At 37.4% G+C, this 26,345-nt stretch carries 21 protein-coding genes, 2 tRNA genes and 1 other annotated feature; of the genes, 20 read left to right on the forward strand and 3 right to left on the reverse strand.

Going from position 1 to position 26,345, the window contains the following annotated elements:
- Window positions 1-100 precede the first annotated feature (100 nt).
- The 8 genes from dnaA (at window position 101) to AC6HVZ_RS11625 (ending at window position 10,746) form a co-directional block, all read left to right on the forward strand.
- A complete protein-coding gene (gene dnaA / locus AC6HVZ_RS11590) occupies window positions 101-1,444 on the forward strand; it encodes a chromosomal replication initiator protein DnaA (protein ID WP_497558328.1) in 1,344 nt (447 codons plus the stop codon).
- A 219-nt stretch (window positions 1,445-1,663) separates the two neighbouring features.
- Window positions 1,664-2,800 (forward strand): DNA polymerase III subunit beta, encoded by a 1,137-nt coding sequence (dnaN, locus tag AC6HVZ_RS11595; RefSeq protein WP_497558329.1) that lies wholly within the window; start codon window positions 1,664-1,666, stop codon window positions 2,798-2,800.
- A gap of 378 nt (window positions 2,801-3,178) precedes the next feature.
- A complete protein-coding gene (yaaA, locus tag AC6HVZ_RS11600; protein ID WP_497558330.1) occupies window positions 3,179-3,400 on the forward strand; it encodes a S4 domain-containing protein YaaA in 222 nt (73 codons plus the stop codon).
- 2 nt (window positions 3,401-3,402) lie between these two features.
- On the forward strand, window positions 3,403-4,515 hold the full coding sequence (recF, locus tag AC6HVZ_RS11605) for a DNA replication/repair protein RecF (protein WP_497558331.1): 1,113 nt from the start codon (window positions 3,403-3,405) through the stop codon (window positions 4,513-4,515).
- Between the two features lie 15 nt (window positions 4,516-4,530).
- The gene (gene remB / locus AC6HVZ_RS11610; RefSeq protein ID WP_497558332.1) at window positions 4,531-4,806 is read left to right on the forward strand and encodes an extracellular matrix regulator RemB; all 276 of its coding nucleotides are present in this window, start codon (window positions 4,531-4,533) and stop codon (window positions 4,804-4,806) included.
- 17 nt (window positions 4,807-4,823) lie between these two features.
- Window positions 4,824-6,749: a DNA topoisomerase (ATP-hydrolyzing) subunit B gene (gyrB, locus tag AC6HVZ_RS11615; RefSeq protein WP_497558333.1), complete on the forward strand. Its 1,926-nt coding sequence runs from the start codon at window positions 4,824-4,826 to the stop codon at window positions 6,747-6,749.
- A 299-nt stretch (window positions 6,750-7,048) separates the two neighbouring features.
- Window positions 7,049-9,571, forward strand: a complete 2,523-nt coding sequence (gene gyrA / locus AC6HVZ_RS11620) for a DNA gyrase subunit A (RefSeq protein WP_497558334.1) — start codon at window positions 7,049-7,051, stop codon at window positions 9,569-9,571.
- A gap of 71 nt (window positions 9,572-9,642) precedes the next feature.
- On the forward strand, window positions 9,643-10,746 hold the full coding sequence (locus AC6HVZ_RS11625; protein ID WP_497558335.1) for an HD-GYP domain-containing protein: 1,104 nt from the start codon (window positions 9,643-9,645) through the stop codon (window positions 10,744-10,746).
- Window positions 10,747-10,980: 234 nt separating this feature from the next.
- On the opposite strand, the gene AC6HVZ_RS11630 is transcribed toward AC6HVZ_RS11625, so the two are convergent.
- Window positions 10,981-11,925: a YaaC family protein gene (locus AC6HVZ_RS11630; RefSeq protein WP_497558336.1), complete on the reverse strand. Its 945-nt coding sequence runs from the start codon at window positions 11,923-11,925 to the stop codon at window positions 10,981-10,983.
- A 389-nt stretch (window positions 11,926-12,314) separates the two neighbouring features.
- Between AC6HVZ_RS11630 and guaB the strand changes: the two genes are divergently transcribed.
- The 8 genes from guaB to AC6HVZ_RS11670 all read left to right on the forward strand — a co-directional run bounded on the left by guaB (window position 12,315) and on the right by AC6HVZ_RS11670 (window position 20,552).
- On the forward strand, window positions 12,315-13,787 hold the full coding sequence (guaB, locus tag AC6HVZ_RS11635; RefSeq protein ID WP_497558337.1) for an IMP dehydrogenase: 1,473 nt from the start codon (window positions 12,315-12,317) through the stop codon (window positions 13,785-13,787).
- A 143-nt stretch (window positions 13,788-13,930) separates the two neighbouring features.
- Window positions 13,931-15,268, forward strand: coding sequence for a serine hydrolase (locus AC6HVZ_RS11640; RefSeq protein ID WP_497558338.1), 1,338 nt, complete (start codon window positions 13,931-13,933; stop codon window positions 15,266-15,268).
- A gap of 25 nt (window positions 15,269-15,293) precedes the next feature.
- The gene (gene pdxS, locus AC6HVZ_RS11645; protein ID WP_497558339.1) at window positions 15,294-16,178 is read left to right on the forward strand and encodes a pyridoxal 5'-phosphate synthase lyase subunit PdxS; all 885 of its coding nucleotides are present in this window, start codon (window positions 15,294-15,296) and stop codon (window positions 16,176-16,178) included.
- A gap of 15 nt (window positions 16,179-16,193) precedes the next feature.
- Window positions 16,194-16,784, forward strand: coding sequence for a pyridoxal 5'-phosphate synthase glutaminase subunit PdxT (gene pdxT, locus AC6HVZ_RS11650; protein ID WP_497558340.1), 591 nt, complete (start codon window positions 16,194-16,196; stop codon window positions 16,782-16,784).
- A 38-nt stretch (window positions 16,785-16,822) separates the two neighbouring features.
- Window positions 16,823-17,055, forward strand: a binding site (T-box leader).
- A gap of 251 nt (window positions 17,056-17,306) precedes the next feature.
- Entirely contained in the window at window positions 17,307-18,581 is a 1,275-nt protein-coding gene (gene serS / locus AC6HVZ_RS11655; RefSeq protein ID WP_497558341.1) for a serine--tRNA ligase, read from the forward strand.
- 312 nt (window positions 18,582-18,893) lie between these two features.
- Window positions 18,894-18,986 (forward strand) — tRNA-Ser (locus tag AC6HVZ_RS11660).
- Between the two features lie 441 nt (window positions 18,987-19,427).
- The gene (proC, locus tag AC6HVZ_RS11665) at window positions 19,428-20,243 is read left to right on the forward strand and encodes a pyrroline-5-carboxylate reductase (protein ID WP_497558342.1); all 816 of its coding nucleotides are present in this window, start codon (window positions 19,428-19,430) and stop codon (window positions 20,241-20,243) included.
- A gap of 12 nt (window positions 20,244-20,255) precedes the next feature.
- The gene (locus AC6HVZ_RS11670; protein ID WP_497558343.1) at window positions 20,256-20,552 is read left to right on the forward strand and encodes a TIGR04104 family putative zinc finger protein; all 297 of its coding nucleotides are present in this window, start codon (window positions 20,256-20,258) and stop codon (window positions 20,550-20,552) included.
- A gap of 244 nt (window positions 20,553-20,796) precedes the next feature.
- On the opposite strand, the gene AC6HVZ_RS11675 is transcribed toward AC6HVZ_RS11670, so the two are convergent.
- Window positions 20,797-21,480: a deoxynucleoside kinase gene (locus tag AC6HVZ_RS11675; RefSeq protein ID WP_497558344.1), complete on the reverse strand. Its 684-nt coding sequence runs from the start codon at window positions 21,478-21,480 to the stop codon at window positions 20,797-20,799.
- Window positions 21,481-21,496: 16 nt separating this feature from the next.
- Window positions 21,497-22,141, reverse strand: coding sequence for a deoxynucleoside kinase (locus AC6HVZ_RS11680; protein WP_497558345.1), 645 nt, complete (start codon window positions 22,139-22,141; stop codon window positions 21,497-21,499).
- Between the two features lie 171 nt (window positions 22,142-22,312).
- Here AC6HVZ_RS11680 and AC6HVZ_RS11685 point away from each other — a divergent pair.
- The 4 genes from AC6HVZ_RS11685 (at window position 22,313) to AC6HVZ_RS11700 (ending at window position 26,313) form a co-directional block, all read left to right on the forward strand.
- Window positions 22,313-22,385: transfer RNA gene (locus tag AC6HVZ_RS11685), tRNA-Arg, on the forward strand.
- A gap of 99 nt (window positions 22,386-22,484) precedes the next feature.
- Entirely contained in the window at window positions 22,485-23,708 is a 1,224-nt protein-coding gene (locus AC6HVZ_RS11690; protein WP_497558346.1) for a dicarboxylate/amino acid:cation symporter, read from the forward strand.
- A gap of 282 nt (window positions 23,709-23,990) precedes the next feature.
- Window positions 23,991-25,706 carry an acetate--CoA ligase gene (acsA, locus tag AC6HVZ_RS11695; RefSeq protein WP_497558347.1) on the forward strand — a complete coding sequence of 572 codons (1,716 nt, stop codon included), beginning with the start codon at window positions 23,991-23,993 and terminating at the stop codon, window positions 25,704-25,706.
- A gap of 85 nt (window positions 25,707-25,791) precedes the next feature.
- Window positions 25,792-26,313, forward strand: coding sequence for a hypothetical protein (locus AC6HVZ_RS11700; RefSeq protein ID WP_497558348.1), 522 nt, complete (start codon window positions 25,792-25,794; stop codon window positions 26,311-26,313).
- Window positions 26,314-26,345: the final 32 nt, after the last annotated feature.

Below are 26,345 nucleotides of genomic sequence, written 5' to 3' on the forward strand. Positions count from 1 at the left end.
CTTTTAAAACAGCTTTTTAACCTATGCCTTTCCATCTTAATAAAAGAGCGTGAGAGGCTTTTTCTGTCATTTATTATATCTGAAAGGAGTGAACTTAGAATTGGAAAATATCAACGAACTATGGGTTGCAACTTTAGAGAAAATTGAAGAACAAATTAGCAAACCCAGTTTTGAAACCTGGCTTAAAAATACAAAAGCCGAATCACTGAATAAAAATACGTTAATTATTTCAGCGCCTAATGAATTTGCCAGAGATTGGTTGGAGAATCAATATACAAATCTAATTTCAAACATTATTGAAGAAGTTACTGGTACAAAGCTAGAAACTAAATTTATTATTCCAGAATCCAATACAGAAATAAAAGCAACGAAGCCTATATCAAAACCAAAACTAAATCTTGATAACAATGAAATTCCAAAATCAATGCTGAATTCAAAGTATACATTCGACACATTTGTAATTGGCGCTGGAAATCGTTTTGCACATGCTGCATCTTTAGCTGTTGCTGAAGCACCTGCAAAAGCATACAATCCACTTTTTATTTATGGTGGCGTTGGTCTTGGCAAAACGCATTTAATGCATGCAATTGGTCATTATGTACGTGAGCATAATCCTGAAACAAAAGTTGTTTATCTATCATCTGAAAAGTTTACCAATGAATTCATAAATGCAATCATGGATAACAAAACCATTAATTTCCGTAATAAATATCGTAATGTAGATATCTTATTAATTGATGATATTCAATTTATTGCTGGAAAAGAATCCACTCAGGAAGAATTTTTCCATACCTTTAATGCTTTGCATGAAGAAAGCAAGCAGATTATTATTTCAAGTGATCGTCCACCTAAAGAAATACCAACACTTGAGGATCGCCTACGTTCACGATTTGAATGGGGTTTGATTACTGATATTACACCACCAGATCTGGAGACCAGAATTGCAATTTTAACAAAAAAAGCAAAAGCTGAAGGATTGGATATTCCTAATGAAGTAATGCTTTACATTGCAAATCAAATCGATACAAATATCAGAGAACTAGAAGGTGCATTAATACGAGTTGTTGCATATTCCTCTCTGGTAAACCAGGATATAGACGCATCCCTTGCAGCTGATGCATTAAAAGATATTATTCCAAGCAGTAAACCAAGAATCATTACAATTCAGGGTATTCAGGAAGTAATTGCAGAAAAATATAATATTCGTCTCGAGGATTTCCCTGCAAAAAAACGAACCAAATCTATTGCTTTTCCTAGACAAATTGCAATGTATTTATCACGGGAGATGACTGATTTATCGCTGCCTAAGATCGGAGAAGAATTTGGAGGACGTGATCATACAACTGTTATTCATGCACACGATAAAATATCTAAACTGCTGGAAAACGACTCCAATTTAAATAGAGAATTAGAAGAAATTAAAGAACAATTGAAATCATTTTAATAGAAATAACAGGAGTAGCTTTATTTATCACTTCGCATCCACATGTGGATGCTGTGTATGTAGATTCAACCTTGTCTACAGTTTATCAACATGTGGATTAACTGTAGAACACTATCTTTATTAAACTTATCCACATAATCACATGCCTTATTACTGTTATTACTGTATTTTTATATATAAAATAAATATAAAAGAACTTCCAATAGGAGGATTATTTTAATGAAATTCATTATTCAGCGTGATCAATTAATTGCAAGTGTACAAGATGTTATGAAGGCAATCTCAACTCGTACTGCAGTACCAATATTAACCGGCATGAAAATAGAAGCGAAACAACATGGAATAACATTAACCGGCAGTGATTCAGATATTTCTATTGAATCGTATATACCAGCTGAAGAAGATGGTACTGTTAATGTAGAACAAATCGAAGAAGGCAGCATTGTATTACAAGCTAAATATTTTCCTGATATTGTACGTAAATTACCAGAAAAAACGGTGGTAATTGAATCTGATGAAAATTTAAAAGTAACCATTCGTTCAGGAAAAGCAGAATTTAATTTGAATGGGCAGGATGCTGAAGAATATCCACAACTTCCTAAAATGCAAACGGAAGATAGTTTTGAAATATCTACAGATTTATTAAAAATCCTTATTAAACAAACTGTCTTTGCTGTTTCAACAATGGAAACAAGACCTATTTTAACAGGAGTTAATCTAAAACTTGCTGATAATACACTAACTTTCACAGCAACAGACAGTCATCGTTTAGCGTCCAGACAAATTCCTGTAAAAGATGTTAATGTGAAATTCCCAAGTATTGTTGTTCCAGGAAAAAGTTTAAATGAACTAAATAAAATTTTACATGATACTGAAGAACCTGTAGAAATAAATATCACCAATAACCAGATTTTATTCCGTACAAAGCATCTAAATTTCCTTTCAAGATTGCTTGACGGTAATTATCCAGAGACATCCCGTTTAATTCCTGAACAAAGTAAAACCACACTTTATGTAAAAACAAAAGAATTGCTTAGTACAATTGATCGTGCGTCACTACTTGCAAAAGAAGAACAAAATAATGTTGTACGATTAACAACAAAAGGGAATGGAATTGTCGAAATTACAAGTAATTCTCCTGAAGTTGGAACCGTTGCTGAAGATGTAACTGTTCCATCCATAGAAGGAGAGGAAATAAAAATATCGTTTAGCTCTAAATATATGATTGATGCATTAAAAGCAATCGAATATGATGATGTGAAAATAGATTTCACTGGTGCAATGCGGCCATTTATTATTAAACCAATTGAAGATGATACGATTTTACAATTAATTCTTCCTGTTCGGACTTATTAATAAAGGCTATTTTAGCGAATTCTATAGCACTTTAACCATTGCAAATGATATAAAGTGCGACCTAAATAAAGAGGCAGATTGATGCTTAAATTCATACAAGTAATATCTTCTTTATATCTTTTATAGCAAAAACAATCTTTTAAAAAATACCCTTATTAAAAATTAGGTGTAAATAAATAAAGAGAATAATAATACTCTTATCAGTTTAAGGATAAGAGTATTTATTCGTTTAAAAGCTATTTTAAGAGCAAATAAGCGTATTTCTAGTGTTTCGTAGGGTAAACCTTTCCTTATAGAGAAAACTTTAGTAAAATAGGTATAGAAGACGTTTAGCGATTAACGTATCTCAAAGGTAAATAAATAGAAATCGGTGATAAAATGCATGAACAAATTGAAATAAATACAGAGTTTATTGCGTTAGGTCAATTTATCAAGCTTGCAAATATCCTTGAATCTGGTGGAATGGTTAAAGCATTTCTGCAGGATGAAGGTGTTTTAGTAAATGGTGAAAAGGAGCATCGCCGTGGTAGAAAACTGTATCAGGGTGATGTTATAGTAATTGAAGGTTTTGGATCGTTTATCGTAACAAAAGAGGATTAAACATGCATATTCAACAAGTAAAATTAACAAATTACCGAAATTACCATAAATTGGATATTTCTTTTGATGATAAAGTAAATGTCATAATTGGGGAAAATGCGCAAGGAAAAACCAATCTGATGGAAGCTATTTATGTATTAGCATTTACAAAATCCCATCGTACCCCTCGTGAAAAAGAACTTATACAGTGGAACAAAGAGTATGCTAAAATAGAAGGTAGAATTACTAAACGAAAGCAAGCCTTCCCACTTGAAATTATTATTTCTTCAAAAGGGAAAAAGGCAAAATTAAATCGAATAGAACAAAAACGTTTAAGTGATTACATAGGCGCATTGAATGTAGTTATGTTTGCACCGGAAGATTTAACATTGATAAAAGGGCCGCCACATATCCGCAGACGGTTTATCGACATGGAGCTAGGACAAATCCAGCCAAGGTATATATACCATCTTGGACAATATCAAAAAGTGCTAAAACAACGAAATTATTTATTAAAACAGATGCAACACAGGCAGTCTCGTAATAAAACAGTGCTGCAAGTATTAACAGATCAATTAGTGGAACATGCCGCAACGTTACTCGAAAGGCGGTTTGTTTTTTTAAATCTATTACGACAATGGGCAAGTCCCATTCACCATCAGATCAGTCAAAAGCTAGAAACACTTGAAATAAAGTATAAACCAACTATAGAAGTATCAGAAGAGGCAAATAAGGAGAAAATAGAGTCTATCTACTTAAATAAATTTCAGGAAATAACAGAAAAAGAAATTGATCGTGGTACGACATTAATCGGGCCACATCGTGATGATCTTATTTTTTATGTAAATAACAGAGATGTGCAGACTTATGGATCACAAGGTCAACAGCGAACAACTGCTTTATCTGTAAAGCTGGCAGAAATAGACCTTATTTATAATGAAGTAGGTGAATATCCTATTTTGCTCCTCGATGATGTGTTAAGTGAGCTGGATGATTTTAGGCAGTCTCATTTATTGAATACTATTCAAGGAAAAGTACAAACCTTTGTATCCACGACCAGTGTTGATGGAATTAATCATGAAACACTAAGAAAAGCTGAGCTATTTAAAGTAAAAGATGGAAAAGTAGATACATAAATTCGGGAGGATACAATGTTTATTAATATAGGAAAAGATCATGTGATCAGATCAAAAGATATTATAGCAATCATCGACTTCAATTTAATTTCATCTTCAACGATTATGGAGGAGATGATGACAGAATCGAATAAGAAAAAAAACGTTTTAGGTTCTCAAATAGATGCAAAGTCAGTGATGATCACAAAAGAAATAATTTATTACAGTTCGTTATCTGTTTCAACCTTAAAGAAACGGGCCAGCATAATTTCTGTAATTAGTAAATTGGATGATTTTACGGATGAAGTATAAGAAATGGATGTGAGAGCATGTCAATGAATGACAAAATTACTGAGAATCAATCATATGGTGCAGATCAAATCCAAGTACTGGAAGGACTCGAGGCTGTTCGAAAAAGACCAGGAATGTACATTGGAACAACTGGTGAAAGGGGCCTGCACCATCTAGTATGGGAAATAGTTGATAATAGTATTGATGAAGCTTTAGCGGGATATTGTGACCATATTCAAGTTATTATTGAAAAGGAAAATAGTATAACTGTGAAGGATAATGGCCGCGGCATTCCTGTTGATATACAAAAGAAAACAGGCAGGCCAGCATTAGAAGTAATTATGACCGTTCTTCACGCTGGTGGTAAATTTGGTGGTGGAGGATATAAGGTTTCCGGTGGATTACATGGTGTTGGTGCATCTGTTGTTAATGCATTATCAAGTGGTCTTGAAGTATATGTTCATCGTGATAATAAAATTCACTTTTTAGGTTTTAAAAAAGGGATTCCACAAGGTGAGATTGAGATCATTGGAGATACAGAAATAACAGGAACAGTGACACATTTCACTCCAGATAAAGAAATATTTACTGAAACAACTGAGTTTAGTTTTGAGATATTATCTCAACGTCTACGTGAATTAGCGTTTTTAAATAAAGGAATTACTATCACTATTGAGGATAAGCGAAATGATGAGGAGCCTGTAAATTACTATTATGAAGGTGGAATTAGCTCCTATGTTGAATATATAAACCGCTCAAAGGAAGTGCTTCATGAACCCTTTGATGCTGAAGGGGAAGAACAAGATATTGTCGTTGAAGTAGCAATACAGTACAATGATGGATTTGCCAGTAATCTTTATTCCTTTGCGAATAATATCCATACGTATGAAGGTGGAACACATGAGTTTGGTTTTAGAACTGGATTAACACGTGTGATCAATGATTATGCACGGAAAAATAATCTATTCAAAGAAAATGACCCAAACTTAAGTGGGGATGACGTAAGAGAAGGTATGACTGCAATTGTATCGATTAAGCATCCAAATCCGCAATTTGAAGGTCAAACGAAAACAAAGCTTGGCAATACCGAAGTTCGTACCGTTACCGATTCTGTTTTTAGTGAAACATTTTCTAAATTTCTATATGAAAATCCAATGGTTGCAAAAGTAATTGTTGAAAAAGGAATGATGGCTTCACGTGCACGGATGGCTGCCAAAAAAGCACGCGAGCTAACAAGACGAAAAAGTGCACTCGAGGTTTCTAGTTTACCAGGTAAGCTTGCCGACTGTTCCTCAAAGGATGCATCGATCAGTGAACTATATATTGTTGAGGGTGACTCTGCAGGTGGATCTGCAAAATCAGGAAGGGATCGCCATTTTCAGGCAATTCTTCCGCTACGTGGTAAAATTTTAAATGTTGAGAAGGCACGTCTTGATAGAATTTTATCCAATAATGAAGTACGTGCAATGATCACAGCATTAGGTACCGGGATATCGGAAGACTTTGATATTACAAAGGCACGCTATCATAAAGTTGTCATTATGACAGATGCTGACGTGGATGGTGCACATATACGAACATTATTATTAACCTTCTTCTACCGTTATATGCGTCCATTGATTGAACATGGCTATATTTATATTGCCCAGCCTCCTCTTTATCAGGTAAAACAGGGAAAAGCTCTACACTATGTTTATGATGATAAAGAGCTTGATCGGTTGTTAGCAGAGCTTCCAAAAGCACCTAAACCTGGCATTCAAAGGTATAAAGGTCTTGGAGAAATGGATGCAGAGCAGCTTTGGGATACAACAATGAATCCGAACTCACGAACTCTGCTGCAAGTGGAGCTTGCGGATGCAATTGATGCAGATCAAGTTTTTGATATGTTGATGGGGGATAAAGTAGAACCACGTAGAAACTTTATCGAGGAAAACGCCCAGTATGTTAAGAATTTGGATATATAAGGATTTTCACCTTCACTAAATCGATAAAAGGCGACGAAATATACCGCTCTGGAAATTCACTCAGATACTAAGGATTACAAACTAGTACTAACGGTTGAATAATCTCTCTCTCTTTTTCTAAACGGCAGGAGAACTAGGTCAACCGGTCACATAAAATGCTTCTCCATGATCGAAACGTCGTCTTTTCTATCAACTGTGGAGGTTTAGGAGAACCAATCAAGCGGCAATTTGCGTTAATATATTGTAATTTTTGAAGGTAATCACTATTTTCTTAAAAAATAGTGATAGGAGGTAATAGAATGGCAGAGGAACAGCGTCCGAACGTAAAGGAAATTAATATTAGTAAGGAAATGCGTACATCTTTTCTTGATTATGCAATGAGTGTTATTGTTTCAAGGGCACTACCGGATGTGCGTGACGGGATGAAACCGGTACACCGGCGAATTTTGTATGCAATGAATGATTTGGGAATGCATTCTGATAAAGCACATAAAAAATCAGCGCGTATCGTTGGTGAAGTAATTGGTAAGTATCATCCACATGGTGATTCAGCTGTTTATGAAACGATGGTACGGATGGCTCAGGATTTCAGCTATCGGTATATGCTCGTTGATGGGCATGGTAACTTTGGTTCTGTTGATGGCGATTCAGCGGCAGCAATGCGTTATACTGAGGCAAGAATGTCAAAAATTTCTATGGAGATTTTGCGGGACATCAATAAAGATACGATTGATTTTCAGGATAACTATGACGGTTCTGAGCGTGAACCAGTTGTTTTTCCAGCACGTTTTCCTAATTTGCTTGTTAATGGAACTTCAGGGATCGCAGTAGGAATGGCAACCAATATACCACCACATAATTTAGGGGAAACGATTGATGCGGTTTTAGCTGTGAGTAAAAACCCCGATATTACGATTGATGAGCTGATGGATGACTATATTCATGGTCCGGATTTTCCTACAGCGGGGATGATCTTAGGAAAAAGTGGAATCCGTAAAGCGTATGAAACGGGTAAGGGATCTATCACAATCCGGGCGAAAGCTGATATTGAAGAAAATAAGAATGGAAAATCAACCATTATCGTTACGGAATTGCCTTATCAGGTAAACAAGGCAAAACTAATTGAAAAAATAGCGGAGCATGTCCGTGATAAACGGATTGATGGCATTACAGATCTCCGTGATGAGTCGGATCGTAACGGGATGCGTATCGTTATGGAATTGCGCCGTGATGCTAATGCCAGCGTCGTATTGAATAATCTGTATAAACATACGGCATTACAGACGACTTTTGGCATAAATACTTTGGCACTTGTTGATGGACAGCCTAAAATTCTGACCATCAAACAATGCTTGGAATATTATTTGGAGCACCAGAAGGAAATTATTCGTAGGCGTACTGCATTTGAATTACGTAAAGCCCAGGCGCGTGCACATATTTTAGAAGGATTGCGTATCGCCTTGGATCATCTAGATGAAGTTATTTCACTAATACGTAATTCCAAAACAACCGATATAGCACGTGACGGCTTGATGGAACGCTTTCAATTATCTGAAAAGCAAGCACAGGCGATTCTGGATATGCGCCTACAGCGTTTGACAGGCTTAGAACGAGAGAAAATTGAAAATGAATATAATGAGCTATTAAAGCTAATTGATGAATTAAAGGCAATTCTGGCGGATGAAGAAAAAGTACTGGAAATCATTCGTGAAGAACTTACGGAAATTAAAGAGCGCTTTAATGATCCACGACGTACAGAAATTGTACTTGGAGGTACTGACTTTTTCGAGGATGAGGATTTGATTCCAGTAGAAAATATTGTCATTACTCTGACCCACCAAGGGTATATTAAACGATTGCCATCCTCCACATACCGTACACAAAAACGCGGTGGACGAGGTATCCAGGGAATGGGTACAAATGAAGATGACTTTGTGGAACATTTAGTATCCACTTCGACACATGATACCGTGCTTTTCTTTACAAATAAAGGGAAAGTGTATAAAGCGAAGGGATATGAGATTCCTGAATTCAACCGTACAGCCAAAGGAATTCCAATAATTAATCTGCTGCAAGTGGAAAAAGGTGAATGGGTAAATGCAGTTATTTCTGTAAGTGAATACAGAGAGGATGCATATTTATTCTTTACAACAAGAAACGGAATATCCAAGCGAACATCGTTGTCGCAGTTTGCGAATATCCGTAAAGGTGGATTAATTGCTGTTGGCCTTCGAGATGAGGATGAGCTTATTTCAGTACGAAAAACAGATGGTATGAAAGACATGATGATTGCTACTAAAAATGGTTATCTCATTCGATTTGAGGAAACCCAAATCAGATCAATGGGAAGAACCGCTGCGGGAGTAAAAGGGATTTCATTACGCGGTGAAGATGAAGTTGTTTCGATGGAAATTTTAGAAGCAGATTCCAAGATCCTCCATGTTACAAATAAAGGCTATGGAAAACAAACACCAGAAGCAGAATACCGAATGACTAACCGTGGTGGTAAAGGTATTTTTACCTGTAAATTATCGGATAAAACCGGTAACGTCGTTGCAGTCAAACCTGTATCTGGTACGGAGGATTTAATGCTGATCACAGTAGCAGGGGTATTGATTCGCATTCCGGTAAAAGACATTTCAGAAACCGGCCGTAATACGATGGGGGTACGTCTCATTCGTCTGCAGGACGGGGAAGAGGTCGCAACCGTTGCGAAAGTTGATCAGGATGAAGAAGAGGAAAAAGGTATCGAGGAATCTGTCAAAGACGTAGAAACAGATCAATTAAAAGAAAATGTGGAAGATGAAACAAGTGAAGAATAAGAAATGAAAAGATAAGGTGGCTTAAATAACAGTCACCTTATTTACTAACGATATTAGTTAGGGGGGATTATATGCGGGTAGCTTTATCACAGCTTGTTCCGGGATGTGTATTACTAAGTGATGTAAGAGGGAAAACAAACAGGGCAATCATTCCTAACAATACTGTTTTAACAGAAGAACATATACTCTTTTTGCAAAAGTTTTTAGTAGAGTCAGTAGATGTATCAACGAAGCTGGCTAAAGGCGAACTTTTCGAACCGAAACCCATTGAAAAAACAAAAATAGAACAGGAATCGATTAAACAGAAAAAAAAGAAAAGCTCTGGTGTATTATTTATCGATCATTATCAAGAAGTTGTAATTGCACATGAAAAGAAATTTGAAAAGTGGCAAAGTGGTGTGGCAATAAATATGCCAAATGTAAGGAAGCTACTAATTCCGCTTTTGGAGCGAATAAATGAAATTGGTTCTACACTATTTACACTACACTATCATGTAACAAAGGAAAAATACTTTTTCCATCATGGTGTTGCTGTTGCTATTCTTAGTGCATACATAGGAAAACAAATGGGGTATTTGAAAGGTGAATGGCTTCAGCTTGGACTGGCTGGGTTTTTAAGTGATAGTGGGATGGCGAAAATTAACCCTGTAATCATTGGAAAAAGCGATTCCTTAACTTTTAGAGAACAGGAAGAGATAAAGAAGCACCCAACCTATTCCTATCGTCTCGTTGAAAATATTCCAACTGTAACACAAGCTGTCAAACTAGCTGTTCTGCAGCATCATGAACGTATCGACGGAAGCGGCTATCCACTTGGGCTTTCAGAGAAAAAAATTCATATGTATGCACGGATTGTAGCCGTATGTGATATGTATCATGCCATGACGAGTGAACGTTTGTATAAAGAAAAGCAATCCCCTTTTAAGGTAATCGAAGAACTGGATAAAGCACAATTTTCTAAGCTAGATCCAATGGTTGTAAAAGTGTTTATTAATAATTTGGCTAATTTCTCGATTGGCACAAAAGTTAAACTGTCAAATAATCAACTTGGAGAAATTGTATTTATTGATGTTAAAAAGCCAACAAGACCAATGGTTCGACTGGAGGATAGTGGTGAAATTATTTCCCTGCAAAACAATTCCCTCTTCCATATTGAGGAAGTTATTGGGAGCTAGCATTTAGTTTGTTCTTTTTACCGGCAGTAAAGCACGTTATCGATATTTCTTTTGAGCATAAGTGCATAAATAATACTTTAGTGCAAATTCAGGTACAAACGAAAATTACTTCCCTACTGAATCAAAGTCTAGCTCAAAAGGCATGCACTCCTTGGTATATGAGTTCTAAGAATGCAATGTACGCTATTAAGTATCCCTTTTAGTACGTAACGGCTTTAACGAATACCACTTTTGCTAATACTGATGGTACAATTTGTCCCCAAGCATTAAAGGTACTTTTTCAGCTGTCAGCTGCAAAAAATGTCGGATAAATGGATAATCCAGATCAGATTTCGTAACTAATAAGTCTCCCCACCATTCTGTTTCATAGCGGCAGAGCATACTTAAATTATATAAAAGTAAATAGTGTACCATCACTTCGGAAATGGGTATAAAGTGATTCCTGTTTTTTGGGAAATAAATTTTCCCCCTGGCCTGATGAAAGAAAAAGGGGCCATTTGTGTTCGTTAGCGGATGAGTTAATTCCATTCGAATCATTGTTTCATCTGTATCAGTGTATTTAATCGCTGGAAGATAGTCTTGAACACGTTGGATAAACGCTTTAGCTGTTAAATGGTAGCCATCTAAAAGCAGCGTAGAAAATTCTAACAGAGAAGAATCGACTACCCCCACTTCAAGTAGCTTTTCCTGGTTATTCAATTTAAACAGGATATCCATTTCAGGTATTACCGCAAATAGATCTTCCATTTTTATCTTTTCGAAGGGAAATTTATTTTTGGAAAATAAATGTTCCAAAGCGTAGGGAAATAATCCATTATGTTGTATCTTAACCTCATCTTTTAAAAATGTATATTGTTTCTTCTTCCTTTTTCGTGTTGTGGCACCATGCGCCAAAAGACTCGTCGATTCTGGATAGTCCGGACGTTTTGTTAATAAACAGGCTTTTAGTAAATGCACCATCCCATAGAAAAATAAAACAGGCTGTACGGTCATATCAAGTTTTCGCCCGACCTCATAAAACTTATTTCCATGGTCAAGATAATACATAAAAGCATTGCAGTTCTCATAGCTTTTTGCTTCTGCATTATTATTTTCTATTTTTTTATAACAATGCAGCAAGTACTGTTGTGCAGTTTGCTGGGAGTTTAAATATGTATAAAATGCATCCATATTCTTCATAAAGACAGCCTCATAACTATTAAAATATTTTGAATCTATTTATTTTTGTTTTTCCAATAATCTGTAGTTGAAAAAGGGCTATTGTTGGCGTATTGTATATGAAAATAGAATTACTTGTATAGTTTAAACGAAGCATACACAAAGCATACATGGAAATAGAAAAAGTAAAGCGGGCTTGATGAAGCAACGAAGGATATAGCCGAGTGTCCGATGCGCAAGTGGTCTTGGTGCTCGCCTCGCAGTATGATTACCTATGACGGTAGCCGCTAGCCCATGCATAACTAGATAAAGATAAGGAAAGCGGGTTTGCTCAAGCGACGGGGAGATAGGTTAAGGAAAAGTGACTGTCCAATCTGGAAACAGTAAAAAAAATAAGAGGAGGACTATTAATGAGAGAAGATAAGTTTGCCAAGGAAGGATTAACGTTTGATGATGTATTGTTAATGCCAGCTAAATCAGATGTATTGCCAAAGGATGTTCAAATTAGTACAGATCTATCAGCAAATCTAAAATTGAATTCACCTTTTATTAGTGCTGGTATGGATACTGTGACAGAAGCAGAAATGGCAATTGCAATGGCTCGTCAAGGCGGGTTAGGGATTATTCACAAAAACATGTCCATTGAGGATCAAACAGAACAGGTAGACCGTGTAAAACGCTCAGAAAGTGGGGTTATTACCAATCCATTTTTCCTAACACCAGATCATCAAGTATATGATGCAGAACATTTAATGAGCAAATTCCGTATTTCAGGTGTTCCTATCGTTAATACGATTGAAGAACAAAAATTAGTAGGTATTCTGACAAATCGTGATTTACGTTTTATTCAAGATTATTCCATTATGATCTCAGAAGTGATGACAAGTGAAAACCTTGTAACTGCCCCAGTAGGAACGACCTTAGTAGAGGCAGAAAAACTCCTACAAAAACATAAAATTGAGAAATTACCACTTATCGATGACAACTCTATTTTAAAAGGATTAATTACGATCAAAGATATTGAAAAAGTAATTGAATTTCCAAATGCAGCCAAAGATTCTCAAGGTAGATTACTTGTAGGTGCGTCAGTGGGAGTAACTGGTGATGCGATGAACCGGATTGAAAAATTAGTAGATGCCGGTGTGGATGTAATTGTTATTGATACTGCACACGGTCACTCTAAAGGTGTACTTGATCAAGTAAAAGCAATACGAAAAGCATATCCGGATTTAGATATTATTGCTGGAAATGTTGCAACAGCAGAAGCAACAAAGGCGTTAATCGAAGCTGGTACCTCTATTGTGAAAGTAGGAATTGGTCCAGGCTCGATTTGTACTACTCGAGTAGTTGCTGGAATTGGTGTTCCGCAAATAACAGCAGTTCATGATTGCGCAGTTGCCGCAAGTGAATATGGCGTTCCAATTATTGCGGATGGTGGAATAAAATACTCCGGTGATATTGTGAAGGCATTGGCTGCAGGTGCACATGTTGTCATGCTAGGAAGTATGTTTGCAGGGGTAAAAGAAAGTCCTGGGGAAACGGAAATTTTTCAGGGAAGACAATATAAAGTATACCGTGGTATGGGATCGGTTGGAGCTATGAAAGCAGGCTCAAAAGATCGCTACTTCCAGGATTCCGCAGATGCGAAGAAACTGGTTCCTGAGGGAATTGAAGGAAGAGTGGCATATAAAGGTTCGCTTGCCGATACGGTTTATCAGTTAGTTGGCGGGTTACGAGCAGGTATGGGTTATTGTGGAGCACATACGATAGAAGACTTACGTAACGATGCACAGTTTATTAGAATTACCAATGCTGGATTACGTGAAAGTCATCCACATGATGTACAAATAACAAAAGAAGCACCAAACTATTCTGTACAGTAGACTATAATTATTTTAAAAAAATAGGTGGTATTCCCCATCTATTTTTTTTTATTTCTCTGTGGTAAAATAATATAGATGCATGACGATATGTATTAGATGCAGAACATATACTACTTAAAATCCAAGGTGGAGGTACGAAAAAGTTGAAACTAAGTATAAAGAGAAGTTTTTCACTTTTACTAGTAAGTCTAGTAGTGATGATGTCGATAATTGCACAGCCATTTTCAATACAGGCTGCAGAGTCACTGGATTTAAATGCAGAGTCAGCCATTTTAGTTGATGGAGAAACAGGGAAGGTTTTATATGCAAAAAACCCAGATATTGCCCTACCTCCAGCTAGTATGACTAAGATGATGACTGAATATCTTGTTTTAGAAGCCATTAATTCAGGAGAGATTAGTTGGGATACAACGACTCAAATTAGTGATTATCCTTTCAGTATTTCAGCAAATCCATTATTTTCAGGAATCGGATTAACACAAAATAAGGATTATACTGTTCGTGAGTTATATGAGGCAATGGCAATTTTTTCAGATAATGCGACAACCATTGCTTTAGCTGAGCTGATCGCAGGTTCTGAAGGTGAATTTGTAAAATTAATGAATCAAAAAGCGGAGGAAATAGGTCTCTCTGAATATAAATTTGTCAATACTACTGGTTTGGATAACGAGTCTTTAGGTGATAATCGACCAGAAGGAACAGATCCTAATGGAAGTAACTTGTTATCTGCTAAATCAGCTGCTTTACTTGCCTATCACCTAGTAAATGATTTTCCAGAGGCATTGGAAATTTCCAGCCAAACGGAAGTGGAATTTGAAGGATATACGGTGGAAAATTTAAACTGGATGCTTCCACATGAAGCTACATTCTTACAATCATTCCATTATGAAGGGATGGATGGATTGAAGACCGGAAATACCGATCTTGCAGGTTATACGTTTACAGGGACAGCTGAACGTGATGGAAAACGACTGATTACAGTAGTCATGAAAACTTCAAGCAAAGAGGAACGTTTTCAGGAAACAAAAAAACTTATGGATTATGGTTTTAATAATTTTGAAACACTGGAATTATTCACAGCAGGCTATCAATTAAAGGATGAATCTACTATTCCGGTTGCAAAAGGTAAAGAGGATACGGTTGAAGTCTCTTTAAAAGATGCAATTGTTATGCCAATTAAACCAGAGGATAAGGAAGCATATATTATAAACTATTCCATTGATGAAGATAAATTAAATGCTAATGGGAAGTTAACAGCACCGATTGAACAAGGGGAAAAGATTGGTACTGCTGAACTTGTTTTCGAAGGGGAAAATAATTACGGTTATATTTTCTCTGATAAAAATCAAACAGTTGATTTAATTGCAAATGATACCGTAGAAAAATCAAATTGGTTTATGCTTACATTGGGATCTATTGGTGATTTCTTTGCTAACTTATTTACGACATCCGTAGATTGGATTAAGGGTTTATTTAACTAATATATAATACAAGGGGGAATACGCAATGACAAACACAGGTACAGAACGAGTTAAACGTGGTATGGCAGAAATGCAAAAAGGCGGCGTCATAATGGACGTTGTGAATGCAGAACAGGCAAGAATTGCAGAAGCATCAGGGGCAGTTGCCGTTATGGCATTAGAACGTGTTCCATCCGATATTCGTGCAGCAGGTGGGGTAGCACGTATGGCTGATCCAACCATTACGGAACAGGTATTAAATGCTGTTTCTATCCCCGTTATGGCAAAAGCCCGGATTGGTCATATTGTGGAGGCTCGTGTGCTAGAAGCAATGGGTGTTGATTATATTGATGAAAGTGAAGTTTTGACCCCTGCTGATGACGTATTTCATTTAAATAAATCTGACTATACTGTACCATTTGTTTGTGGCTGCCGTAATTTAGGGGAAGCTGCTCGTCGTATTGGTGAAGGTGCATCAATGCTACGTACAAAAGGCGAGCCGGGTACTGGCAATATTGTGGAGGCGGTTCGCCATATGCGTCAGGTGCAATCTGAAATTCGTAAGCTTTCAGCAATATCTAAAGATGAGGTCATGACATTTGCCAAAGAAATTGGTGCACCATTTGAATTGTTATTGCAAATCCGCGAAGAAGGTCGCTTGCCTGTCGTTAATTTTGCTGCAGGTGGAGTTGCGACACCGAGTGATGCAGCATTAATGATGGAGCTAGGTGCAGATGGCGTATTTGTCGGTTCTGGAATATTTAAATCTGATAATCCTGAGAAGTTTGCCAAAGCAATTGTTGAAGCAACTACACATTATAAGGATTATCAATTAATTGCGGAGCTTTCTAAAGACCTTGGAAAGGCAATGAAAGGGCTTGAAATGAGTACAATTGCAGCAGAAGATCGAATGCAGGATCGCAGCGAGTAGAAAGAAGGAATTCAGATGACTACAATTGGTGTACTGGCATTACAGGGTGCAGTACGTGAACATATTCGCTGTATTGAAGCATGTGGAGCAACTGCACTTGAAATAAAGTCAAAGGACCAGCTTGCTGAAATGGATGGGTTGATTTTACCTGGTGGGGAAAGTACGACAATGCGCCGCTTAATTGACAGTTATGGATTTTTCGAAGCGATTCAGGAATTTGGTAAGCAGGGTAAACCTATATTCGGTACATGTGCTGGTCTGATTTTAATGGCAAATGAAATTGACGGGCAAGAAGCTGCCCATCTTGGATTAATGGACATGAAGGTTGCTCGTAATGCATTTGGAAGACAGGTTGCAAGTTTTGAGGCAGTGCTTGAAATCTCATCTATTGCGGATGATTTTAATGCAGTATTCATCCGTGCACCATATGTAATGGAAGTTGGACCTAAGGTTGAGGTGCTTGCAACATTTGAGGATCGAATTGTTGCAGCCAAACAAGATCATTACTTGTGCACAGCATTTCATCCGGAATTAACAGATGATCTTCGGTTTATTGCATATTTTGTTTCCATTGTGGAAGAATCTTTAAAAACACTTGCTTCTTAAAAAGAAATTGGCTATGATATGGTTAATTAAAGTTCGTTTTAAAAGTATTGACAGGAAATAGTAACAGTAGATCCTTCCCTAGAGAGTCGATGGTTGGTGTAAATCGATGTTGGAATACCGTGAATCCATCCTTGAACTGGTTTGTGGAAATTAGTGTGTAGATGCTAACAGTAAATAAACTCGGCTAAGTACCGTTAACAACTTGAGAGCCGGAAGAGTTTATCTCTTCAATCAGGGTGGCAACGCGGGAAATGATACTCTCGTCCCTATTTTTTAGGGATGGGAGTTTTTTGTGTTTTCTTGGCAGTAAAAAATATATTCATATTACTTTCTGTTTCGAAGGCATTGTCTAAAGCTCTGGTGGATGCTAGGTTTTCTAAAAATAATGGTTCAATCCCATTTTGCGGGGAAGATTGGTTCCGTTGGTTTATTCGGAACCGGTATAATGTGTATTTAAACAAACCATCCTATTATTTTCCCCGTACTTTGTGAAAAATTCAAAATAAAAAGGAGGAAATTATTATGTTAGATATGAAATTTTTACGACATAATTTGGAAGAAGTAAAAGCAAAGCTTGTCCATCGCGGAGAGGATTTATCTGAATTAGAGAAGTTTGGTGAGATTGACGAGAAACGCAGAAAATTAATTACTCAAACAGAGGAATTAAAAGCAAAACGCAATGAAGCAACGAAGCAAATTTCTGTGCTGAAAAGAGAGAAAAAGGATGCGGAGCCGGCAATTAAAGAAATGCGTCAGGTTGGAGATGAAATAGCAGTTCTTGATAAAGAGTTAAAGGAAATTGAAGAAAAACTGCAACATATGATGCTTTCTATCCCAAATATTCCACATGAAAGTGTACCAATTGGTGAGAATGAGGATGATAATGTGGTGGTCCGTAAATGGGGAAATCCCCCAGAATTCAGTTATGAAGCGCAGCCACATTGGGATATTGCCACAGGTCTTGATATTATCGATTTTGAGCGTGCAGCCAAGGTTACTGGCAGTCGTTTTGTTTTTTACAAGGGACTTGGTACAAGGCTTGAACGTGCCTTAATCAGTTTTATGATGGATTTACATGCAGATAAACATGGTTATACAGAAATGATGCCACCACAAATTGTTAATCGTGCAAGCTTGACTGGAACTGGCCAGCTGCCTAAATTTGCCGAGGATGTATTTAAGCTTGAGAACTGGGATTATTTCTTAATTCCAACAGCAGAAGTACCTGTGACGAACTACCACCGTGACGAAATCCTCTCAGCTGAGGATTTGCCTAAGAAATATGCGGCATATAGTGCTAATTTTCGCTCTGAGGCGGGATCTGCAGGACGCGATACCCGGGGATTAATCCGTCAACATCAGTTTAATAAAGTAGAACTTGTTCATTTCACAAAACCAGAGGATTCTTATGAGACACTAGAGATACTCACTGGTCATGCGGAAAAGGTATTGCAATTATTAGGGTTGCCTTATCGTGTCATGAGCATGTGTACGGCTGACTTAGGTTTCACTGCCGCAAAAAAATATGATCTTGAAGTATGGATTCCAAGTCAGGATACTTACCGGGAAATATCTTCTTGCTCTAATTTTGAAGATTTCCAGGCAAGACGTGCTGGAATTCGTTTTAGAAGAGATGCAAAAGCTAAACCGGAATTCGTTCATACATTGAATGGATCCGGCCTTGCAATCGGTCGCACAGTTGCAGCCATATTAGAGAATTATCAACAGGGGGACGGTTCTGTTGTTGTTCCGGAGGTGTTGCGCCCTTATATGGGTGGGAAGGAAGTAATAAAGTAAGTGCTTGAGACAGTGGCTATGGTGGAAGGAAGCTGCGGTTAGTTGAGGGAGAACTGTGTAGAGTTGAGAAAGAACTGCATAAGGTTGAGAGACAATTGCAAAATCCTCTATTTCCTCTCAACTTTTACCAACTGTCTCTCAACTTTGCGATATCTTCTCTCAACTTCGCAGTACTATCTCTCAACTTTACAATTAACAAATAGTAGTCTAGTCCGGGTTGCCTATGCACGAGAGGGTATCCAGGTATTTTTTTAATCGAAAATTATTGACAACAAAAAACACGCATGATATATTATATCTTGTCGTCAATATGGAGGTATACCCAAGTCCGGCTGAAGGGATCGGTCTTGAAAACCGACAGGCGGGTCAAACCGCGCGGGGGTTCGAATCCCTCTACCTCCTCCATTTTAAAATTAGCGCATAAATATTGGAGATAAGAAAAACCGCCTGCAAAACAAGCGGTTTTTTTCTATAAGTAGATTAACTCTAGCTGAATGACTGGTAGAAGGAAAATATTATATCCCTTGACATTTACAATAAATCAGCATATATTACTAAACAATACATAAAAATAAAAAAAGGTCAAGAACAGACCAGTAATACAATGTTCCTTCGAAAGAGAGTGGAATTCATCGGCTGAAAGATTCCATCGAAAGTGGCATGTATGAACCTATCTGGGAGCCGTTAGATAAAAACTAACCACAGTCAACTGTGTTATCAATTCAAGCTGGGCATGTAACTATGTCAATTTAGGTGGTACCGCGGAAACTCATTTCGTCCTTATTTTAAGGATGGAATGAGTTTTTATATTGCTGAAAGCTTTACATAACAAAGGAGGGCATGAAGATGGATAAGAAAATTGCATTTATTGGTGCGGGATCGATGGCAGAAGCGATTATTTCAGGGATTGTGAAATCAGGTATTTTAAAAAAGGAACAAATACTTGTAACAAATAAAAGCAATCGAGAGAGACTCGAGAATATTAAAAATAGGTATGATGTTCAATGTATCCTTGATAAAGAAGAAGTCGTCAAGAAAGCGGATATCATTATTATTGCCACGAAACCATATGATCTAAACAAATCTGTCGAGACCATCAGAGAATATATCCAGAAAAATCAGTTAATTCTTTCTGTGATTGCAGGTATTTCAACAGATTACATCACCACGCTGATTGGAAGGAATAATCCAGTTGTCCGTGCAATGCCTAACACCTCAGCAACCATTGGGTACTCTGCAACTGCCATTTCAGCAGGGAAATATGCACTTGATACACATCTGAAGGAAGCGGAAGAATTGTTTGCGACCATTGGTACAACGGTAATTGTCGATGAGGATGATATGCATACAGTTACAGGAATTTCCGGCAGTGGCCCTGCATATATTTATTATTTAGTTGAAGCGATGGAAAAAGCTGCACTAAAGGCGGGATTCGATCAGGAAACAGCAATGGAATTAATCATCCAGACCGTGCGTGGAGCGGGGCAAATGCTAAAAGAAACAGGCGAATCAGCAGCAGTTTTACGAAAAAAAATCACTAGCCCTAAAGGAACAACGGAAGCAGGTGTCGAAATATTAAATAAGTATGATTTTGAAAAAATTGTTATGGAATGCGTGAAAAGTGCGAGTAATCGTTCTGAGGAACTGGGAAAAAGCGAATAGGAGGTGTCGTGAATGCCTAGCTGTGCACATTGCGAGAGGAAATGGAACTATGGCGATACATTAAAAAGATCCTTTCGCATGAAAATGATTTGTCCGTACTGCAATGGAGAAAATTATCATTCCGCAAAAGGACGCAAAAAAAGTATGATGACCAGTGTTATATTAGCACCTGCAATCATATTGTTTGGTACATTTATCGAAGTACCATTTGGCTGGGTTATATTAGTAGCAGTTGTTTTAGGCTTGGCCATTTTTGCTGTAACTCCATTTTTGACTGAATTAAGTGTGGAAGAAGAAGCGCTTTGGTAGAAGAGGACTTTTCAGCGCAGATTGTGCTGGGGAAGGTCCTTTTTTTGTGAGAAATTGTTGAAATGCAGAAGTTCACAATGAAAAAGCAGAAGTTAACAATGAGTTGATTAGAAGTTCACAGTTACATGGTCAGAAGTTCACAAAATAAAAGCCGAAGTTCACAATTTCGCAGTGAAGGAATCTGCTTCACTAGTCAATGAGCAAATAAAAAAGTGTTCCACACTTAATGGAACACCCTCAAACACTATTTTATAATCTCTCTTGATTTCCAGCGTCTTGACTGCTGAATGAAATGGCCAATTTTCTCCAAAATAGGCTCGACGGAATCCTCTTGCTTCATCAAATCATAATCAGAGATATTAATCCGCAAAATGGGACATGCATTGAAATTATTAATCCAGTTTTCATAGCGGTTGTACATTTCCTCCCAATATGCTGTTGGGGTGTTTTTCTCCATTTCCCGACCACGTTCCTGAATGCGTTCCAATACTTCATCAAAGCTGCCTTCTAAGTAAATGAGCAAGTCTGGGTGCGGGAAATATGGTGTCATCACCATTGCTTCGAATAAATTGGTATATGTTTCATAATCTGTTTTTGACATCGTGCCGTTTTCAAAATGCATTTTTGCAAAAATACCAGTGTCTTCATAGATGGAACGATCCTGGATAAATCCACCACCATATTCAAATATTGTTTTCTGTTCTTTAAAGCGTTCTGCCAAAAAATAAACTTGTAAGTGGAAGCTCCAGCGTTCAAAGTCAGCATAAAATTTTTCCAAATATGGATTGGTATCAACCTTTTCAAAGGATGTTTTAAATTGCAGTGCATTTGCTAACGCATTTGTCATTGTTGATTTACCTATCCCAACCGTACCTGCAATCGTTATAATACTATCATTTGGAATAAGGTATTTTTCTTTTAATTTCATTCCTAGTGTCCCCTTTTTATTGTTTCGTTAAGGCAGCAGCTTTTAATTGTCTGCTTACCTGATCAATGACACGCTCCAAATCATCCTGATGACGTACAAAATCAGTCTCGTCTCCATTTACCCGAATTACTGGAATATCTGGATGTAATACCTCAAAATCATTCATATAATCCTCATAATCCTGGATGAGCTGTGCAAGGTAGGATGGCTTGATATTTTGCTCAATATCCCTGCCACGCTTCTCTATACGATCTAACACCGTATCAAGGCTTGCATGCAAATAAATCATCATATTAGGGACCGGCATATCACTTGTTAAAATCTGATAAATTTTCTCATACTTTTCAAATTTATCTGCTTGCAGCGTCCGCTTTGAAAAGATCATGTTTTTTGATATATGATAATCAGCAATGACTGCTTTATTAGTGTTTAAATATTTCCTTTCAATATCTTCCAATTGTTTGAAACGATTACACAGAAAGAACATTTCCGTTTGAAAACTCCACTCATCAATATCATCATAAAATTTGCCGAGAAATGGATTTTCCTCGACGATTTCTTTTAATAAATGAATATCAAAATGGACAGAAAGTTTCTTTGCAAGGGATGTTTTCCCAATCCCAATCGGCCCCTCTATTGCAATAAAAGGAACTTCCGCCATAGCTATTCCCCCAATCAACATGCAAAACATATGTAGCTTATTTTATCATATAATAGGCGAATGTACTATAAGACAAAATTAGACATAGTCCGAATAAAATTTTTTGAAATAACTAATACTTTTCATTTATAGATTATTTTTGTATAATAAACCATGTTACCCTAAATTCATGGCTCCGTAGCTCAGGGGATAGAGCATAAGTTTCCTAAACTTTGTGTCGCAGGTTCGAATCCTGCCGGGGTCGTTTATCCTATCAGTACATTTTCTTTCACACTGCCCCCATTTGGAAAAGCCCATTTCATTTAGCCTATCTAAAATCTACAACTAGAAAGGAATACATTATATGAGTCTGACAAAGAAGATTATTATTGCCCTCATACTCGGGGTTATTGTAGGTATCAGTTTAAGTTTTACTTCGGGTGATGTCTTTTCTATCACTGATAAATATGTACTTCATCCAATTGGACAGATATTTTTAAATCTAATCATGATGATTGTTATACCAATTGTATTTGTTTCTATTGTTCTAGGAACTTCAGGCTTAGGAGACCCTGCAAAGCTTGGTAAAATTGGTATTCAAACCATTTCCTTTTATCTTGTCACAACAGCAATTGCGCTAACAATTGGTCTGGGAGTAGCTTATCTATTACAGCCTGGTACAGCCGGTGTATTTGATGTAAGTTCTGCTGATTATGAATCAGAATCACCTCCACCAATTATGGATACATTGATCAATATCATTCCAGCTAATCCGCTAGAAGCGATGTCTACGGGCAATATGCTACAAATTATTGCGTTTGCTATTTTCATAGGAATTGCACTTGCCGTATTAGGCGATAAAACAAAAGGCATTCATCATTTATTTGAACAAGCAAATGAAATATTAATTTGGCTGGTTAATGCCATTATGAAAACAGCCCCATATGGTGCCTTTGCTTTGATAGCATCAGCTATTGGAAATGCAGGTCTTGATGCGGTTGGCTCCATGGCGATGTATATGATTGCGGTAATTCTTGCATTAATCATCCATGGTGCCCTTACGTATAGTTTGGCAATCTGGGGGATTGGAAAGGCTAGTCCAATTAAATTTTATAAAGAATTCTTCCCAGCAATGTCTGTAGCATTTAGTACATCTAGTTCTAGTGCCACATTACCTATTTCTATGAAAACCGCTCAGGAAAAACTAGGTGTAAAAAAATCAATCAGTAGCTTTGTCCAACCATTAGGTGCAACGATCAACATGGATGGAACAGGGATTATGCAAGCAGTTGCTACAGTGTTTATTGCCCAAGTGTATGATGTTCCCCTGACGTTTACGGCTATTATCATGATTATCTTAACGGCTACACTTGCAAGCGTCGGAACAGCTGGAGTACCAGGTGTAGGATTAATCATGCTGGCAATGGTGCTGGAGCAGGTTAATTTGCCTATAGAAGGGATTGCCCTTATTATCGGTGTCGACCGGTTATTGGATATGCTTAGAACTTCATTAAATATTACAGGGGATGCAGCATGTGCTTATATTATTTCAGAGAATGATAGACGAAAAGAAGAAACTATAAAGTGAAACTTCATTCAGTGGGGTCCCTTCCTCCCCCACCTCCACGTTTGGGGTTTTCACGCTTGAGGTGGGGGTATAACAGCCCGTTAATACGTGATAAACTAGTATTTAGACACGTTTAAAAAGACATAAACGTGTCTTTTTATACTGGTTTTGAATTAAATACTTTAAAATTGTCATAAAATGTTCTAAACTAGGAGTAGTTACCATAATGTTTAAATAATTTCTAATTGATTTTTTGTTACATCTATTGCAAGCGATTTCTAAACTATATGATGAGGTGATTGGATGGAAATGCAGCATATACCTGCAACAAATGGGAATCATAATCTACAAAACTATGAGGAGATGCGTAAATCTTTTTCCTGGGAAGATGTGAAAAAGAACTTTTCCTGGAATGAAACTGGAAAGGTTAATATAGCGCATGAGGCAGTTGATCGTCATGCTGAGAATCCAGCTAAAAAAGACAAAGTTGCCTTGTTATATTCCTCACCAGATCGAGAAGAGAAGGTGACTTTTGGTCAGTTAAGCGAGCAAAGTAACAGGTTTGCTAATGTATTAAAGAAATATAATGTTGCTAAAGAGGATCGTGTATTTTTATTCATGCCAAGAAGTCCTGAATTCTACGCAGCATTCTTTGGTATTTTAAAAACGGGAGCAATTGCTGGACCGTTGTTTGAAGCATTCATGGAACAGGCTGTACGTGATCGCCTGCAGGATAGCGAAGCAAAAGTCCTTATTACAACACCTGAATTGCTTTACAGGGTACCACAGGGTGATTTACCGGATTTGGAAAAAATTGTTCTTGTTGGAGATCATAAGGAAACGGCGGATCATTATATTGATTATAAGAAAGAAATGGAGGGAGCTTCCCCTAACTTTGACATCGAATGGGTAGATTTGGAAGATGGCATGCTGCTGCATTATACTTCCGGTTCTACAGGTAAACCAAAGGGCGTATATCACGTGCATAATGCGATGATTCAGCATTATGCTACAGCTGAATGGGTGCTGGATTTAAAAGAAGATGATGTATATTGGTGTACAGCAGACCCTGGCTGGGTAACGGGTACAAGCTATGGTATATTTGCGCCGTGGCTGCATGGTGTAACAAATGTAATTCGAGGCGGACGGTTCACACCAGATGATTGGTATTCAACCTTAGAAAAGTATAAAGTAACTGTTTGGTATACTGCTCCTACAGCTCTTCGCAAACTATTAAGTGCTGGCGAAGAAACTGTCAACAAATATAATTTATCATCATTAAGACACTTCATGAGTGTTGGTGAACCATTAAATCCTGAGGTGATTACTTGGGGAGTAAAAGCATTTAATTTACGAATCCATGATACATGGTGGATGACGGAAACGGGCGCACAGCTTGTTGTAAACATACCTTCAATGGAAATCCGCCCAGGGTCGATGGGAAAACCAATTCCAGGTATTGAAGCAGCCATTGTTGATAATGAAGGAAATGAGCTTCCACCGAATCAAATGGGGAATTTGGCCATTAAAGAAGGTTGGCCGGCGATGATGCGTGCAATATGGAATAGACCAGAGAAATTTGATAGTTATTTTATTAATGGTTGGTATGTATCTGGTGATAGTGCTTATATGGATGAGGATGGTTATTTTTGGTTCCAGGGTCGCCTGGATGATGTGATCAATACATCTGGTGAGCGAGTTGGCCCATTTGAAGTCGAAAGTAAACTAATTGAACATGAGGCAGTTGCTGAGGCAGGTGTTATTGGAAAACCTGATCCGGAACGTGGCGAAATTATCAAAGCATTCATTACATTAAATGACGGCTATGAAAAATCTGATGAACTGCTTGAAGATATTCGTCAGTTTGTAAAAACAGGCCTGGCAGGTCATGCAGCACCACGTGAAATGGAAATCCGTGACTCGATTCCGAAAACACGCAGTGGTAAAATCATGCGCAGACTCTTGAAATCATGGGAGCTTGGCCTACCGACTGGTGACACATCCACATTAGAGGAATAAGATAGAAAAGGTTAGGGAAAACTTTGACTTCCCGTCATTTTTTGGCGGTAGTTAGAGTTTTTCTTTCTTAAAGGAGAAAACAGACATGGAAAAATGTGATGTGGCTGACATGATGGATGATCCTGTTCATATTTATCCTTATACAGCAATCCTTATGAAGCCAGGTGATGTTATCTATTCACATAAGACAGCCTTATCATCGTTTATGGTTGGACATGCAGGTATTATTGGAGAAAATTACCGAATCTATCATGTAAATCGCTGGGGCAATAAGGGACATGCGGATAGTATGCCAATATATTTGAGCAGACACAAAAAGGGTGAAAAGCTAACCATACTTAGAAATAAAAATGAAGAGATAACAGAAGAAGCTGCAAAATGGGCAAAGCAGAATATAGAAAAAGTTAAAAAATACACTTTCACAAGGGATTTGGCAGATTTTGAATTAAATTATTGCTCCAAGTATATTTGGCAGGCCTATTATTTTGGAAGTGAAGGTAAAGTTGATCTAACAGAGCGGGGGTTTGATCCCACATCAAAGAAATACGTGACGCCAACACAGATTTACAATAACTTTGATAAAATAGGAAGCTTTGTAAATAAATAACAGGAGCTCCCCCAGGCAATGCAGAAGCTCCC

Source organism: Oceanobacillus sp. NCCP-135, from assembly GCF_059698015.1.